We start from the raw sequence: 15,014 nt of genomic DNA on the forward strand, positions 1-15,014 counted from the left end.
TCCCGCTTCCGCGTTACGCGATGTCGGCGATGGCCCGATAGACGGCATTAATCTCGTCGGCCGTGCTGCAATAAGGCGGCATCAGATAGATCGTATTGCCGAGCGGACGGACCAGGAGTCCGCGGGCCATGAAATGTCCGTAGAGCCTCGGGCCGATGTCGGCGAGATAGCCCGCATCGGTCACGGCGAGATCGAGCGCTGCGATGGTTCCGATCTGCCGGATATTGCAAAAGCGCCGGTCGTCGCGAAAGCGATCGAGCGCTTTGGCGTGGACGGCGGCGAGATCGGAGATCCGCTGCATCACCGGCTCGTGCTGCCATATCTTCAGATTGGCGAGCGCTGCGGCGCAGGCGATCGGATTGGCGGTATAGGAGCTTGAATGGAAAAACGTCTTGCGCCGGTCCTGCGAGTAATGCGCGTCGAAAATTTCACCGCGGCATAACGTGACCGCCAGCGGCACCGAACCGCCGGTAAGCCCCTTGGAATAGCAGCCGATGTCGGGCACCACGCCGGCCTGTTCGCAGGCAAACAGTGTTCCGGTGCGTCCCCAGCCTGTCATCACCTCGTCGGCGATCAGCAGCACGCCGTGGGATTGGCAGATGCGGGCCATCTCGGAAAGCACCCGCGGCTCATAGATCAGCATGCCGCCGGCGCCAAGGATCAGCGGTTCGATGATCAGCGCGGCGATGGCCTGCTCGTTGCAGGCTTTTTCCAGGGCCTGCAATGTCTCCTGTTCGCGTCCCCGATGTGGAAACGGCAGGCGGCTGACGTCGAACAATAGCGGTTCGTAAGGCGCGTTGAACACGCCGCGCTCGCCGACTGACATGCCGCCGATGGTGTCGCCGTGATAGGCGCCTTCGAGCGCCAGGATGTGGCGGCGGTCCTCGCCGGAATGAAGCCAGAAGCCGAGCGCCATCTTCAACCCGACCTCGACCGAGGTCGAGCCGCTGTCGGAGAAGAACACATGCTTGAGCTCTGGCGGCGTCATCGCCACGAGCTGTTGTGCCAGTTCCTCAGCCGGCGGGTGGGTGAAACCGGCGAAGATGATCTGGTCGAGCAGGTCCGCCTGCGTCTTGATCGCCTGCATGATCTGCGGATGGCGATGGCCGTGGGTCACCACCCACCACGACGAGATCGCGTCGAAGATCCGGCGTCCGTCGGCGGTCTCCAGCCAAGCGCCCTCGTTCCTGACGATGGTTGGTATCTCGCCCTGCACGGCGTGCTGGGTAAATGGATGCCATACCGGCGAGGGCGGTCTCATGGAGCGTCTTTCAGAAAGTCGTTGACGTCGAAATGCGCCGTGAACGCGGCCCTTAACGTATCCGGCGCCAGCGACGCCAGATACGGCAGGCGGCCGAGCCGCCGCGTGCGTCCCAGCGTTACGATCGTTCGTTCGGAATCGCTGTTTTCGTCGCCTATAAAGGCGACGCCGAGCAGCGGAATCGCGCGCGCGCGGATCGCTTCGATCGACAACAGGGTGTGATTGATGGTGCCGAGCGTCGTCCGGGCACACAGCACCAGCGGCGCATGCCATCGTGCGAATACGTCGATATAGGTGAGCTCGCGCGTCAGCGGCACCAGCAATCCGCCGGCCCCTTCGATGACCAGCGGGCGTGAGGTGGAGGGTATGCCGAGTCGTTCCGGATCGATGGTAACCCCGTCGATCTCGGCGGCAAGATGCGGCGAGGCCGGTGTCTTCAACCGATAATGTTCGGGCAGGACTCGTTCGGCGCCAAGGCCCGACAGCCGCCGTACCACGTCGGAATCGGTTTCGTCTTCAAGGCCCGACTGGATCGGCTTGCAGTAATAACCGTCCAGCGCGCCAGCGAGCGCTGCGGCGAACACGGTCTTGCCGATGCCGGTATCGGTGCCGGCGACGACGATCGGCGCCGTCATGTCAGATTTCTCATGTCTTCGGCGATCGCGTCGAACAGGTTCGCGATCACGGCCTCGTCGAGGTTTGCCGTCAGCGCGATGCGCAGGCGTGCGGTGCCTTCGGGGACTGTCGGCGGACGGATCGCGCGTATATCGAATCCGCGCCGCTGCAGCGATGCGGCGAGCGCCACGGCCCTGCCGTCGGCGCCGACGATCACGGGCAGGATATGCGAACGCGAGGAGGCGATCCCGCAGCGCGCCTGCAATTCGCGATCGGCATAAGCGACAAGTCCGGCGAGCCGTTCGCGGCGCTGTGGTTTGGTACGCGAAATCTCAAGTGCGCTCCGGGTGACCGCCGCGATCAGCGGAGACGGCGCGGTCGCAAAGATGAACGGCCTCGCCCGGTTGACGAGGAAGTCCCGCACGATTTTCGGCGCGAGCACGAAGCCGCCGACGGTGCCGAGCGCCTTGCCGCAGGTGTGCAGTGTGATCACGTTGTCGCGGCCTTCGAACGCGGCGGCGAGTCCCCGTCCTTCGGGGCCGGCCACGCCGGTCGCATGGGCTTCGTCGATCACGATGATCGCTTCGTGCCGGTCGGCGACGGCCAGGAGATCGGCGAGATCGGGGCTGTCGCCGTCCATGCTGTAGATGCTCTCGACGGCCATCCAGGCCCGTCCGCGGCCGCCGGCCTTGCGCCAGTGGCGCAGCCGCGTATCGAAGGCGTCGGCGTCGTTGTGGGGAACGCTCACCCGCTCGGCGCGGCCGCGCCGCATGCCTTCGTGGACGCTGGCGTGGACCAGTTCGTCATGCAACACGACGTCGCCTTCTTGCGGCAGCGTCGAGAAGATCGCGAAATTGGCGGTGTAGCCGGCGCCGAAATAGAGCGCCGTCGCGGCGCCGAAATAGGCCGCGGCTTCGGCTTCGACCGCTTCGTGCTCGCTGTGATTGCCGCGTAGCAGGCGCGAGCCGCCAGCGCCGACCGGCACGCCACGGGCGATCGCCTCGGCCGCAGCCTGCCTCAATTCGTCGGATTCGGCGAGACCGAGATAGTCATTCGAGGTGAAGTCGACGCCCGAGCGTGCGCGCAGCGTTCGCAGCCGGTCCTTGTCTTCGAGCTCACGAAGTTGGATTTCGATTTGTTCGTAAGCCATCGGAATACTTTCGGGTTGGCCCGGATTGTCGGACGTCATGCTGGCCGATCGCCGCCGACGCCGGTTGGATTTGGCAGGGTTCTAGAGCCTTTTCGGTTCTGATGGAATCAGAACCGAGGCTCTATGTTTTTGTTTTGACGCGCTTTCTTCACCGCGTACCGGAAGCCGCTTCGCTCGGAAACGCTATAGTCCAATGAGATGGCCAAGTCCACGGCGGCCGCGGGCATGGCTGCCCGGATGAGGGCTTTTGCGGGTGAGGGGACCGGCCCGGCGGTTTTTCCCGAGAATCCTGGCGGCCCCGGCCTCATTTTGTTCCCATCGGCTGGCCCTCGGCACGATCACGCCCGGGGAAAGTGAAAGTGATCGATGTGCGGACCGGGGCGCATGAACGCGGCGGCATAAATGTCATTATGGTCGCGCAAGCTGCGCGGCCGATGCGCGCTTCGTGCTGCGCTGCGAGGAAATCATGATGCTCAAATCGTTCGGCCCGATGGCGGGCGTTCTTGCACTCTCGTTCTGGATCGCACTCGCCGGTGCTGCAGCCGCACAGCCGGCTCCGCTGGAGGGCAGAGCCGCGTTCGGCGATTGGCAGGTCGACAAACCCGGCACCACGCGCCTGATTTTGCCGCAGGATCTGCCGCCGCCGGGCGCGACGCCTTCCACCGCCAACATGTCCCATGTCGTGCCAAGGCCCGCTTCCGCCGTTCCGCAGGTGCCTGATGGATTCAAGATCGAATTGTTCGCCGACGGCTTGAGCGGTCCGCGCATCATCAGGACGGCGCCGAACGGCGACATCTTCGTCGCCGAAACCAGCGCGGGCCGGCTTCGCGTGTTGCGGGCGGCGGATGGCGCTTCGAAGCCCAGCACGAACGAGATCTATGCCAGCGGCCTCGATCGCCCATTCGGCATCGCGTTCTTTCCGAGCGGCGACAATCCGCAATGGCTGTATGTCGCCAACACCGGCAGCGTGGTGCGCTATGCTTATCATGCCGGCGATCTCAAGGCGTCCGGTCCGCCCGAAACCGTCGTAGCCGATCTGCCGCATGGCCGCGGACATTCGACGCGGGACATAGCGTTCACGCCGGACGACAAGCGGATGCTGGTTTCGGTCGGCTCCGGCAGCAACGTGGCCGACGGCATGGGCAGTGCTCCGGGCGGCGTCGAATCGTGGAGCGGCGAGCATGCGCTCGGCGCCAGTTGGGGCCTCGAGACCGATCGTGCGGCGGTATTGTCGTTCGATCCCGATGGGAAAAACCAAAAACTGTTCGCCACCGGCATTCGCAACTGCGTCGGTCTCGCAATCCAGCCCGGCAACGGCGCGCTATGGTGCTCGACCAATGAGCGTGATGGTTTAGGCGATAATCTCGTGCCCGATTACGTGACGCGGGTGCGCGAAAATGCGTTCTATGGCTGGCCCTGGTTCTATATCGGCGACCATCAGGATCCGAGGCATGCCGGCGAGCGGCCGGACCTGAAAGACAAGATCACGATTCCCGATGTGTTGCTGCAGGCGCATTCGGCATCGCTCGGATTGACGTTTTATGAAGGCAACAGCTTTCCGGCGGAATATCGCGGTGACGCGTTCGCGGCCGAACATGGTTCCTGGAACAGGTCGAAGCGGACCGGCTACAAGGTCGTGCGTATCAGGTTGAAGGACGGCGTGCCGACCGGCGAATACGAGGATTTCGTCACCGGATTTGTCATCAACGATTCCGACGTGTGGGGCCGTCCGGTCGGCGTCACCGTGGCGCATGATGGCGCGCTATTGGTGTCGGAAGACGCCGGTGGCACGATCTGGCGCGTCAGCCACTGATTTCCGCTTTGCCGATCGCTTCGCTCAGTCTGCTCGCGCAGGATTGCAGCACCGGAACGAAGTGGTGCCGCAGATCGGCGGCGCGGACGCGGGCCGACGCCGCGCTGACGCTGACGGCAGCAACGATCGCGCCGGCTTCGCCGAACACGGGCACGGCAAGCGCGCGCATGCCCAGCTCCAGCTCCTCGTTGCTCATCGCGTAACCGCGTTTGCGTGCGGTGTGAATTTCGGCAAGCAGCGGCATCAGTCCGGTGATCGTGTGCGGCGTCCGCTGATGAAAAGGTTTGTGGCCGAGGCGCTCGGCGATCTCTTGGTCCGAAAACTGGCCGAGCAGCACCCGGCCGGTGGCCGAGCAATAGGCGGGAAGATGCGCGCCGACGCGGACTCCGGTGGAAAGGATGTGCTCGGCTTCCGCGCGCGCGATGAACAGAGGCCTGTCACGGTCGAGCACGGCCAGCGAAACCGATTCGGATAATTCGTCGCGGGCCTGCGCCAGCAGCGGTCCGGCGAGGCGCGCCATCTGGTCGCGTCCGGTCGCAGCGCCCCCCAGCTTGCGCAGCCGGGGCAGGAGACGGAATTCGCGGCCGGACTGTTCGACATAACCAAGCTCGGCGAGTGTGATCAGACATCGTCGCGCCGAGGCGCGGGTGATGTTGGAGGCGCGCGCGGCGTCCGAGACGTTGAGGACGCCGCGCGCCGCGAGCGCCTCGATGATGGCGAGGCCCTTGGCGAGGCCGCCCATGCCTTCGCTCGATCGTTGGCCTGAAGTTGCAGTGGTCGCGGGCATGGCTCGCCTTGACAGCCGATCGGGGCGGGTTAGGTTGTTCGATATAGGAAACGCTGTTCGGTATCCGAACATTCCGGCGCGCCACTGTCAAATAAAAACAAATCTCCAGCCGTTATCCGGGAGGACAATCGACGATGCTGCTCGAAGCCCACAAAGCCACGCCATCGGAAACGCTGACCCGGGTGCCATACTGGGTTTTCCAGACCGCAGAGACCTACCGCAAGGAGCAGGAGTGCATCTTCCAGGGGCCGTGCTGGCATTATCTGGCGCTGGAAGTGGAATTGCCCGAGCCCGGCGATTTCCGCACCACCCGGATCGGCGACACCCCTGTGGTCGTCACCCGCGACGATGATGGCGAGATCTATGCGTTCGAAAATCGCTGCGCCCATCGCGGCGCGCTGATCTGTCTCGACAATCACGGCAAGGGCAAAAAGGATTTCAGCTGCGTCTATCACGCCTGGACCTACGACCGGCAGGGCAATCTCAGGGGCGTCGCGTTCAAGGACGGCATCAAGGGCAAGGGCGGCATGCCCGAAACCTTCCGCATGGAGGATCATGCTCCCCGCAAGCTGCGGATCGCGATCTTGCACGGCCTGATCTTCGGCTCGTTCTCCGAAGAGGTGCCGCCGATCGAGGAATATCTCGGCGAGGAAATCTCGGGGCGCATCGAGCGCGTGCTCGGCGGCCGCAAGCCGGTGGTGCTGGGGCGAGTGACGCAGGCGCTGCCGAACAACTGGAAGCTCTATATGGAGAACGTCAAGGACTCCTATCATGCCAGCATCCTGCATTTGTTTTTCACCACCTTCGAACTGAACCGGCTGTCGCTGAAGGGCGGCATCATCGTCGACGACAGCGGCGGCCATCACGTCAGTTATTCCGCGATCGATACCGTCGCGCAAAAGGATGCCGAATATGCCAAGCAGCAGCTTCGCTCGGAAAGCCAGTACAAGCTGGCCGATCCTTCGCTGCTGCAAGGGTTCGACGAATATCATGACGGCGTGACGCTGCAGATCCTGTCGGTGTTCCCGACCTTCGTGCTGCAGCAGATCCAGAATGCGATCGCGGTGCGGCAGATCGTTCCGCGCGCGATCGACAAGACCGATCTGAACTGGACCTATCTCGGCTTTGCCGATGACACGCCGGAGCAGCGGCTGGTCCGCATCAAGCAGAACAATCTGGTCGGCCCCGCCGGTTACATTTCGATGGAGGACGGCTGCGTCGGCGGCTTCGTGCAGCGCGGCATCGCCGGCGCCTCGGACCAGGAGGCCGTTCTGGAGATGGGCGGCAGCCAGGCGCAGAGCAGCGAAAGCCGCGTCACCGAGGCGTCCGTCCGCGGCTTCTGGAAAGCCTATCGCAGCAACATGGGCCTGTGAGGGATAACCATGATTGACAGCGTGTATCAGATGATCGCCCGCGCCCAGGCCGAATATGCCAGGTGCATCGACGACGACCGGCTGGAGGAATGGCCCGATCATTTCCACGGTTCCTGCATCTACAGGATCACCACGGCCGCCAACCACCGTGAAGGACTGGAAGGCGCGATCATCTTCGCGAATTCCAAGGGCATGCTGAAGGACCGCGTCTCGGCGTTGCGCGAGGCCAATATCTATGAGCGGCAATCCTACAGGCACATTCTCGGCCAGCCTTCGATCCTGCAGGAGAGCGGCAGCGAGGTGCGGAGCGAAACCTCCTTTCTCGTCGCGCGCATTGTGCAGGACGGCGACACCGACATCTTTGCCACCGGCCGCTACCTCGATCTCTACAGGATCGAGGACGGCAAGGCGCGCCTGAACGAGCGGACGGTCGTGTGCGACAGTTCGCGGATCGATACGCTGATGGCGCTGCCGCTGTGAGCGCGCGCGTCATTGCGCTGACGACCGGCGATCCCAACGGGATCGGCCCGGAGATCGCCGTCAAGGCGGCGGTGCAAATGGCGCGCGAGGGCGGGCCGGCGATCGTTCTGGTGGGCGACGAATTCGTCTTGCGCTTCTACGCCGAGCGCCATGCCGGCGATCTTGCGCTTGTGCCGTTGGACGGATCAGCGCCCCGCCCGGACGCATTGTATTTTTCGAGCGTCGATGCCCTGCGCCGCGAGGCCTTCCATCCCGGCACGCCGGTCGCGGCCGGTGGCCGCGCCACAGTCGATTATGTCGCCGCGGCGATCCGGCTGGTGAATGAAGGCCGTGCGTCCGCGATCGTGGCGTGCCCGCATTCGGAAACCAACGTCAATGCCGCCGGCATTCCGTTTTCCGGATATCCCGGCCTGCTGGCGCGCCTGACCGGCACTGCCGAAGATCACGTTTTCCTGATGCTGGTCGGCGGCGGGCTTCGCATCGTTCACGTCACCTTGCACGAACGGCTGCACACAGCGCTGGCGCGGTTGACCTCCGAACTGGTGGATCGGGCGGCGCGCACCGCCGCCGATGCCTTGCGCCAGCTTGACGTGAAGCAGCCGCGCATCGGCCTGTTCGGCATCAATCCGCACGCCGGCGAGAACGGCCTGTTCGGCGACGATGACGACAGGATCACCGTTCCCGCCGCCAACAGCTTGCGGGCGGCGGGGATCGATGTCGAGGGGCCGCTCGGCGCCGATTTGATGCTGGGCCGTCGCGACTTCGATGCCTTTGTCGCCATGTATCACGACCAGGGCCATATCCCGGTCAAACTGATGGCCGGGCGCAACTCGGCGGCGATGTCGATCGGCGCCGGCGTGCTGTTCGCAAGCGTCGGTCACGGCAGCGCCTTCGATATTGCGGGCAGGGGCGTTGCCGAGCCGGAGGCGGTGCTGCGTTCGCTCAAGCTTCTGTCCGGCGCGACCGATCTCACCGTTGCGGTGGCGTCATGATGTTTCAGGTCGCCGTCGATCAAACCGATATCGCGTTCGCCTGCGAAGCGGGTGAGACCGTGCTGGATGCGGCGGAGCGGGCCGGTTATTCGCTGCCCTATTCCTGCCGGAAGGGCATCTGTTCGACGTGCGAAGCCGAACTGTGCCGCGGCAGCGTCACTTCGGGCGGAAAGCAAATGGCGGGGCCGGCGAGTGGGGTCTTGCTGTGCCGCGCGACGCCGCAGACCGACATCGTCATTCATCCCAAGCGGATCAACCGTCACGATCCGGCGGCGCGCAAGAAGATCACCGCCGATGTCTACCGGGTCGGCAAGGTGGCCGACGACGTCTACACGTTGCTATTGCGTTTTCCCGCCGGCATCCGCGCCCGCTTCAGGGCCGGACAATATCTGCGCGTAGCAATGCTGGACGGCGACACCCGCAATTTCTCGATGGCCAATGCGCCGCGGGAGAGCGATGGCGTGCAGTTGCATATCAGGCGCATTCCCGGCGGCCAATTTTCCGAAGGCGTGCTGGCGCGGCTCAACAAGGGTGACAAGCTCGATATCGAGATTCCCTACGGGGAGTTTTACCTGCGCACGGAGTTCGAAAAGCCGGTGGTTTGTCTTGCGACCGGCACCGGCTTTTCGCCGATCAAATCCATCATCGAGGATCTGATCGCGCGCGGGAATACCCGCCGCGTTCGGCTCTATTGGGGCGGCGGCCGCCGCCAGGATCTGTATCTTCTTGAGCTCGCGGAAAAATGGCAGGCGCGTATGGCCTGGCTGCAATTCGTGCCGGTGCTCTCCGAGCCCGATGCCGGCTGGCACGGCGCGACCGGGCTTGTGCATGAAGCGGTGCTGCGCGACATCCCCGATTTGTCGGGTTGGCAGGTTTATGCCTGCGGCAATCCCTTGATGATCCGCACCGCCCGGCGTGACTTCGAAACGCTGGCCGGGCTGCCGGATGGACAGTTCTTTGCCGATCCCTTCGTGTCGTCGGGAAATGTGTCGTCGGGAAATCCGGAGGCTGTGCAAGAAAACGCGTCAAAAGAAAACATGAAAGCCCGGTTCTAATTCGGTCAGATCCGGGCTAACGACAAGACAATCATAACAATCGATCCAGGGCAGGAAATTCCAATGGCCGTATGTCGCAGGCAGATGCTTCTCGGGCTCGGACTGGTTCTCGCCCAAGGCGGGATGGAAGTGTGGCCGGATCGCGCCGACGCTGCGGATGCGTTGCAAGGTTATCCGGATCACACGGTCCGCATCATCGTGCCGTTCCCGGCTGGAGGCACCGCCGACTCACTGCCGAGGATTGTCGGGCAGTATCTCAGCAAGCGCTGGAACCAACCCGTTGTGGTCGAGAATAAGTCCGGCGCCGGCGGCAATATCGGCGCGGCCTATGTGGCGACGTCTCCGGCGGACGGATATACGCTGCTGGCGAGCCCGCCCGGTCCGCTCGCGATCAATCAGTCGCTCTACAAGCCGGATTCGCTCGGCTTCAAACCGCCCGATCTGGAGCCGGTGACGGTGCTCGGCGCAGTGCCGAACGTGCTCGACGTCAGGCCGGGCTTTCCCGCCAGGACCGCGCAGGAACTGATCGCCTATGCCAAGGCGAATCCGGGAAAGGTGAGCTTTGCCTCGCAGGGAATCGGATCGACCTCGCATTTGACCGGCATCCTGTTCCAGAAGCTGACGGGGACGCAGATGATGCATGTGCCCTATCGCGGAACGGCGCCGGCGCTACAGGATATCATGGCCAGCAATGTCGATCTGTTCTTCGACAATCTCGGCTCGTCGCTCTCGCTGCAGCAGGGCGACAGGCTGCGGATTCTGGCGACCGGCGGCCGGAAACGCGATGCGTCGATGCCGGACGTTCCCACCTTGGAAGAGGCGGGCGTCGCATCGTTCGAATCTTCCACCTGGTTTGCGGTCGCGGCGCCGCCGCAGACACCGACCGCGATCGTCGAATTTCTCAATCACGAGATCAACGAAGTGCTGGCGCTGCCCGAGGTGAAGGAGCAGTTCGCAAGGATTGCGGTCGAGCCGGTCGGCGGGAGTACAGCGGAGACGGCGAAATTCTTCGACGCCGAGCGCAACAAATGGCGTAGCGTGATCAAAAGCGCCGATATTTCGGTGGAATAGGTTTCAGGAAGCCAGAGGCGATCTGGCTTCCTCACCAAACTCAGGTCGAAGCCGCGGGCGGGCTTGCGTGGGGCGCCTCGTCGGATCCTCCGAAGCGCTCCTTCGCCCGCTCGCGCCATCCCTGGATTGTCACGTAAAGCATCGGCACCAGGAAAATGCCGATCGAGCTTGCGGCGAGCATGCCGCCGAACACGGCGGTGCCGACCGCACGGCGGCTGATCTCCGCGGCGCCGGTGGCGACCACCAGCGGCAGCAGGCCGAGAATGAAGGCGATCGAGGTCATCATCACGGCGCGGAACCGCATCTGCGCCCCCATCGCCGCGGCTTCCGCGATCGACAGCCCGGCCTCGCGCTGTTCCTTGGCGAATTCGACGATCAGGATGCCGTTCTTGGCCGCGAGCGCAATCAGCACCACCAGGCCGATCTGGCCATAGAGGTCGAGATTCAATCCGGCCACCTTGATGGCGAGATAGGAGCCGAGCACGCCGACCGTGACCGACAGCAACACCGGAATGGGAATGGTCCAGCTCTCATACAGTGCCACCAGGAACAGATAGGCGAACAGAATCGCCAGCGCGAGAATGATGCCGGTCTGGCCCGAGGCCGCCTGCTCCTGATAGGCGGTGCCGGTCCATTCGTAGGAATAGCCCGCCGGCAGCGTATTCTTGGAGAGCTCCTCCATCGCGGCGATCGCGGTGCCTGACGAGACGCCGGCTGCCGGTCCGCCATTCACCGTGACCGAGCGGTAGTTGTTGTAGCGGGTGATGACCTGCGGCCCGGTCACGATCCGAAGGCTGGCGATGGAGCGGATCGGTACCATGTCGCCGGTGCTGTTGCGCACATAGATCTGCCAGATGTCGGGAATGTCGCCGCGATCGGCCGCCTCGCCCTGCACGTTGACCTGCCAGGTGCGGCCAAACAGGTTGAAGTTGTTGACATAGATGCCGCCCAGCGTTGCCTGCAACGCCGTGAACACGTCGGCCATGTTGAGGCCGAGCGCCTGCGCCTTGGCGCGGTCGATGTCGAGATAGATCGACGGGTTGGTCGCGGTGAAGGTCGAGAACACCCGCGTCAGCCGCGGGTCGCGGTTGGCCGCGCCGATCAGGCCGCCCATCACGCTGCCGAGTGCGGCCGGATCCTGTCCTTCCAGCGCGTCGAGCTGATATTCGAAGCCGCCTGAGGTCGAAAGCCCGATGATTGGCGGCAGGTTGAACGGCAGGATGCTGGCTTGCCGGATCTGCGATCCGGCGCCGAAGGTGCGCCGGATCGTCGCCTGCACCGAATCGGTTGCCGCCTTGCGGTCCGCGAACGGCTTCATACGCGCGACGATGAAGGCCGAATTCGGTTCGCTGCCGCCGTCGAGCAATGAAAAGCCGATGATCGAGAGCACGTGATCGATCGCGGGCATCTGTTTCAGCACCGCTTCGACCTGCTTGGTCACCTCGCCGGTGCGCGCCACCGACGCGCCATCGGGCAATTGCACCGCGATGAAGAAGGCGCCCTGGTCTTCTTCGGGCAGGAAGCCTGTCGGCGTCACGCGCGAGACGCCGTAGATGCCGGCGGCAAACACCAGCACCGCCACCAGCGACAGCACCGCCACACGCACCAGCCGATGCACCACGCCGGCGTAACGGTCGCGAACCCAGTCGATGCTGCCGAGCACGCGCCCCATGATACCGCGCTGCGGTCCGCTATGCCGCAGGAATACCGCGCAAAGCGCCGGCGACAACGTCAGCGCGTTCAGCGCCGAGATCACCATCGCCGAACTGATCGTCACCGCGAACTGGCGGAACAGCGTGCCGGAAATGCCGGGAATGAACGCGATCGGCACGAACACCGACAACAGCACCAGTGAAATCGCGATGATCGGCGCCGTGATCTGCGCCATCGCCTTTTTGGTGGCCTCGGCCGGCGTCAGGTCCGGCTCTTCGCCCATCACGCGCTCGACGTTTTCGACCACCACGATGGCGTCGTCGACCACGATGCCGATGGCGAGCACCATCGCCAGCAGCGACACCGTGTTGGCCGAATAGCCGAGCGCCAGCAGCAGCGCGAAGGTGCCGATCAGGCTGACCGGAACCGCGACCGCCGGAATCACGGTGGCGCGGATATTGCCGAGGAACAGGAACACCACGATCACGACAAGGATGAAAGCCTCGCCGAGCGTTTTCATCACTTCGGTGATGGTGTCGCTGACGAAGGTCGTGGAGTCGTATTGTACGAGATAGGTCAGGCCCGGCGGAAACCGCTCCGAAAGTTTGGCGAGCGTGGCCTGTACGGCCTTGGCCGTCGTCACCGCATTGGCGCCGGGCGCCAGGTAGATGCCGAGCGGCACGCCGGCCTGGCCGTCGATCCGCGACTCGCTGTCCATGTTCTGTGCGCCGATCTCGACGCGGGCGACATCCTTGATGCGCAGCACCGAGCCGTCAGGGTTGGCGCGCAGCACGATGTCGCCGAACTGGGCCGATGTCGTCAGCCGGCCCTGCGTCTGCACATTGAACTGGAACTGTTGGTCTTCGCTGATCGGTCGTGCGCCGATGCGGCCGACCGGCGCCTGCACGCTTTGCGCGCGGATCGCCGCGATCACGTCCGAAGGCGCCAGATTGAGGCTGGTGAGGCGCTGCGTATCGAACCAGATCCGCATCGAGTAGTTCAATTTCGCGAACAGGGTGGCCTGGCCGACGCCCGGCGTGCGCGAAATCGCATCGAGCACGTTGATGATGGCGTAGTTGGTAATGAACAGCGGATCCTGCGCGCCGTTCTTGCTGTACAGCACGATGAACTGCAGCACAGCCGAGGATTTCTTCTGTACCACCAGGCCCTGGGCCTGGACCTCGGTCGGCAATTGCGCGAGCGCGCTCTGCACACGGTTATTGACGTTGACGGTGTTGATGTCGGGATTGGTGCCGAGCGCGAACGAAACCGTCAGCGTGTAGCTGCCGTCGTTGCCGCTGGTCGACTTCATGTAGAGCATCTTGTCGACGCCGACGACCTGCGCTTCGAGCGGCTGGGCGACGCTGGATTCCACCACCTCGGCGGAAGCGCCCGGAAACGTTGCGGTGACCGTTACCTGCGGCGGCACGATGTCGGGAAACTGCGCCACGGGAATTTGCAACAGCGCCAGCGCGCCCGCGATCGTGATGACGAGCGCGATGACGATCGCAAGCCGCGGACGGTCGACGAAAACGGAAGAAATCATGGATTGCTACCCGCGGATTTCGGCCCGATCGCACCGCCATCCTTTTGCGTGCGAGCGTCCTCCGCCGTGGTCTTCATGCTGGACTGGATCAGGGCGCTCGCCGGTCCCGGCGCAACGGGCTGGCCGGGGCGCACCCGCTGCAAGCCTTCGACGATCACCTTGTCGCCGAGTGAAATTCCGCTGGTCACCGCGGCAATGGTGGAGGTCGATTGTCCGAGCTGGATTCGCCTTTGCTCGGCCTTGTTGTCGGCGCCGACCGTGAAGACGTATTCGCCCTGCTGATCCGACAGCACCGCGGAGCGCGGGATCGCCAGCACGTCGACCGGCTGCACGCCCTCCAGCATGACGGTGACGAACTCGCCGTCGGTGAGTTCACGTACCGCCCCCTCCGTGGCGGAGAAACCTTGCATCGCCGGATTGGGGATGGTGCCGCGCAACGAGATGGTGTCGGTGTTCTGGGCGATGGTGTTGTTGACGAAATTCAATTGGCCGGTCTGTCCGTAGAGGCGGCCGTCGGGCAGCCTGACCTTGATCACCACGGCCTTGAAGCCGCCGCGCATCGCGTAGCGCTCGCGCAGCGTCAGCGCCTCGCGGACCGAGACCGGGAACGTGACATACATCGGATCCTGGCTGACGATGGTGGTGAGCACGCCCGAACTCGGGCTGACGACGTTGCCCTCGGTGACCGCGGTGCGGCCGATCTTGCCGTCGATCGGCGAGTGGATCTCGGTATAATCGAGATTGATCTGTGAAAGCTGCACCTGCGCCTGCGCGGCCTGCACCTGGGCTTCCAGGCTCTGCTGGTTGGCCACCGCGGCGTCATAGGTGGATTGCTGGCCGGCCGGACCGCCGAGCAGGGTCCGCGCCCGGTCGGTCGTCAGCTTGGCGTTGACGAGCGTCGCCTGCAACTGCGCGACCTGGGCCTTTTTCGATTCGAGATCGGCTTCGAACGGACCGCGTTCGAGCTGATAGAGCATATCTCCGGTCTTGACTTCCGCGCCTTCGACGAAGCTTCGCTTCTCCAGAAAGGCGGTGACGCGCGCGACCACGCTGACGCGATTGGGCGCCTCGATACGTCCAAGAAATTCGTTGGATTCGGTCACCGGCCGCTTGACCGCTTCGATGACGCCGACCGCAGGAGGTCCTGCCGGTCCGAGCTGGGCTTCGGCGGTCACGATCGTTGCGAGCGTCATCGTTCCGAACGTCATGGCGCCCAAC

At 64.1% G+C, this 15,014-nt stretch carries 12 protein-coding genes; 6 read left to right on the top strand and 6 right to left on the bottom strand.

From position 1 onward, the window contains the following. Positions 1-13: 13 nt before the first annotated feature. Genes HB630_RS02565 through HB630_RS02575 form a run of 3 tightly spaced genes read right to left on the bottom strand, consistent with a single transcriptional unit; the run spans position 14 to position 3,026 of the window. Positions 14-1,261: an adenosylmethionine--8-amino-7-oxononanoate transaminase gene (locus tag HB630_RS02565; RefSeq protein WP_213769857.1), complete on the bottom strand. Its 1,248-nt coding sequence runs from the start codon at positions 1,259-1,261 to the stop codon at positions 14-16. Further along, positions 1,258-1,896, bottom strand: a complete 639-nt coding sequence (gene bioD / locus HB630_RS02570) for a dethiobiotin synthase (protein WP_213769858.1) — start codon at positions 1,894-1,896, stop codon at positions 1,258-1,260. Before bioD ends, HB630_RS02565 begins: the two co-directional genes overlap by 4 nt. Beyond that, positions 1,893-3,026 (bottom strand): 8-amino-7-oxononanoate synthase, encoded by a 1,134-nt coding sequence (locus tag HB630_RS02575; RefSeq protein ID WP_213769860.1) that lies wholly within the window; start codon positions 3,024-3,026, stop codon positions 1,893-1,895. Before HB630_RS02575 ends, bioD begins: the two co-directional genes overlap by 4 nt. 466 nt (positions 3,027-3,492) lie before the next feature. On the opposite strand from HB630_RS02575, the gene HB630_RS02580 reads away from it, so the two are divergent. Next, positions 3,493-4,839: a sorbosone dehydrogenase family protein gene (locus HB630_RS02580; protein ID WP_249780604.1), complete on the top strand. Its 1,347-nt coding sequence runs from the start codon at positions 3,493-3,495 to the stop codon at positions 4,837-4,839. Here HB630_RS02580 and HB630_RS02585 read toward each other — a convergent pair. After that, positions 4,829-5,626, bottom strand: a complete 798-nt coding sequence (locus tag HB630_RS02585; RefSeq protein ID WP_213769861.1) for an IclR family transcriptional regulator C-terminal domain-containing protein — start codon at positions 5,624-5,626, stop codon at positions 4,829-4,831. The two genes, HB630_RS02580 and HB630_RS02585, sit on opposite strands and share 11 nt — an antisense overlap. Positions 5,627-5,760: 134 nt before the next feature. Here HB630_RS02585 and HB630_RS02590 point away from each other — a divergent pair, with 134 nt between their 5' ends. From HB630_RS02590 to HB630_RS02610, 5 genes are all read left to right on the top strand, one after another. Next, a complete protein-coding gene (locus HB630_RS02590) occupies positions 5,761-6,999 on the top strand; it encodes an aromatic ring-hydroxylating dioxygenase subunit alpha (RefSeq protein ID WP_213769862.1) in 1,239 nt (412 codons plus the stop codon). 9 nt (positions 7,000-7,008) lie between these two features. Beyond that, on the top strand, positions 7,009-7,479 hold the full coding sequence (locus HB630_RS02595) for an aromatic-ring-hydroxylating dioxygenase subunit beta (RefSeq protein ID WP_213769863.1): 471 nt from the start codon (positions 7,009-7,011) through the stop codon (positions 7,477-7,479). Then, positions 7,476-8,471 carry a 4-hydroxythreonine-4-phosphate dehydrogenase PdxA gene (locus HB630_RS02600; RefSeq protein WP_346656020.1) on the top strand — a complete coding sequence of 332 codons (996 nt, stop codon included), beginning with the start codon at positions 7,476-7,478 and terminating at the stop codon, positions 8,469-8,471. Before HB630_RS02595 ends, HB630_RS02600 begins: the two co-directional genes overlap by 4 nt. Next, on the top strand, positions 8,468-9,526 hold the full coding sequence (locus tag HB630_RS02605; protein ID WP_213769864.1) for a 2Fe-2S iron-sulfur cluster-binding protein: 1,059 nt from the start codon (positions 8,468-8,470) through the stop codon (positions 9,524-9,526). Before HB630_RS02600 ends, HB630_RS02605 begins: the two co-directional genes overlap by 4 nt. A gap of 63 nt (positions 9,527-9,589) precedes the next feature. Beyond that, on the top strand, positions 9,590-10,597 hold the full coding sequence (locus tag HB630_RS02610) for a tripartite tricarboxylate transporter substrate binding protein (RefSeq protein ID WP_249780605.1): 1,008 nt from the start codon (positions 9,590-9,592) through the stop codon (positions 10,595-10,597). A gap of 40 nt (positions 10,598-10,637) precedes the next feature. On the opposite strand, the gene HB630_RS02615 is transcribed toward HB630_RS02610, so the two are convergent. Both HB630_RS02615 and HB630_RS02620 read right to left on the bottom strand, forming a co-directional pair. Further along, on the bottom strand, positions 10,638-13,796 hold the full coding sequence (locus HB630_RS02615; protein ID WP_213769865.1) for a multidrug efflux RND transporter permease subunit: 3,159 nt from the start codon (positions 13,794-13,796) through the stop codon (positions 10,638-10,640). Next, on the bottom strand, positions 13,793-14,989 hold the full coding sequence (locus HB630_RS02620; RefSeq protein WP_249780672.1) for an efflux RND transporter periplasmic adaptor subunit: 1,197 nt from the start codon (positions 14,987-14,989) through the stop codon (positions 13,793-13,795). Before HB630_RS02620 ends, HB630_RS02615 begins: the two co-directional genes overlap by 4 nt. Positions 14,990-15,014 lie beyond the last annotated feature (25 nt).

This window comes from Bradyrhizobium sp. dw_78 (assembly GCF_018449525.1).
GTDB lineage: Bacteria > Pseudomonadota > Alphaproteobacteria > Rhizobiales > Xanthobacteraceae > Bradyrhizobium.

Bases quoted from the DNA above. Each gene is read 5' to 3' on its own strand.
- HB630_RS02565 (WP_213769857.1), bottom strand. From the start codon at position 1,261: ATGAGACCGCCCTCGCCGGTATGGCATCCATTTACCCAGCACGCCGTG.
- bioD (WP_213769858.1), bottom strand. From the start codon at position 1,896: ATGACGGCGCCGATCGTCGTCGCCGGCACCGATACCGGCATCGGCAAG.
- HB630_RS02575 (WP_213769860.1), bottom strand. From the start codon at position 3,026: ATGGCTTACGAACAAATCGAAATCCAACTTCGTGAGCTCGAAGACAAG.
- HB630_RS02580 (WP_249780604.1), top strand. From the start codon at position 3,493: ATGATGCTCAAATCGTTCGGCCCGATGGCGGGCGTTCTTGCACTCTCG.
- HB630_RS02585 (WP_213769861.1), bottom strand. From the start codon at position 5,626: ATGCCCGCGACCACTGCAACTTCAGGCCAACGATCGAGCGAAGGCATG.
- HB630_RS02590 (WP_213769862.1), top strand. From the start codon at position 5,761: ATGCTGCTCGAAGCCCACAAAGCCACGCCATCGGAAACGCTGACCCGG.
- HB630_RS02595 (WP_213769863.1), top strand. From the start codon at position 7,009: ATGATTGACAGCGTGTATCAGATGATCGCCCGCGCCCAGGCCGAATAT.
- HB630_RS02605 (WP_213769864.1), top strand. From the start codon at position 8,468: ATGATGTTTCAGGTCGCCGTCGATCAAACCGATATCGCGTTCGCCTGC.
- HB630_RS02610 (WP_249780605.1), top strand. From the start codon at position 9,590: ATGGCCGTATGTCGCAGGCAGATGCTTCTCGGGCTCGGACTGGTTCTC.
- HB630_RS02615 (WP_213769865.1), bottom strand. From the start codon at position 13,796: ATGATTTCTTCCGTTTTCGTCGACCGTCCGCGGCTTGCGATCGTCATC.
- HB630_RS02620 (WP_249780672.1), bottom strand. From the start codon at position 14,989: ATGACGCTCGCAACGATCGTGACCGCCGAAGCCCAGCTCGGACCGGCA.